This window comes from Idiomarina sp. ST20R2A10, from assembly GCF_051842345.1.
Taxonomy (GTDB): Bacteria; Pseudomonadota; Gammaproteobacteria; order Enterobacterales; family Alteromonadaceae; genus Idiomarina; species Idiomarina loihiensis.
In genome coordinates this window covers 1-270 of sequence record NZ_JBNIEY010000050.1, presented here as the reverse complement: position 1 = coordinate 270, position 270 = coordinate 1, and the positions used below count along the sequence as shown (strand labels likewise).

Here is a 270-nt window from a genome sequence, read left to right as displayed (position 1 = left end):
AAGGGATGTTTATGACGAGCAAAGAAACCTTTACCCATTACCAGCCGCAGGGCAACAGTGACCCGGCTCATACCGCAACCGCGCCCGGCGGATTGAGTGCGAAAGCGCCTGCAATGACCCCGCTGATGCTGGACACCTCCAGCCGTAAGCTGGTTGCGTGGGATGGCACCACCGACGGTGCTGCCGTTGGCATTCTTGCGGTTGCTGCTGACCAGACCAGCACCACGCTGACGTTCTACAAGTCCGGCACGTTCCGTTATGAGGATGTGC

1 protein-coding gene is annotated in these 270 nt (G+C 59.3%); it reads left to right on the top strand.

Going from position 1 to position 270, the window contains the following annotated elements:
* Nucleotides 1–11 precede the first annotated feature (11 nt).
* Nucleotides 12–270: head decoration protein (locus ACP7H9_RS14275; protein WP_258783149.1), on the top strand; the 259-nt coding region annotated here is incomplete at its 3' end.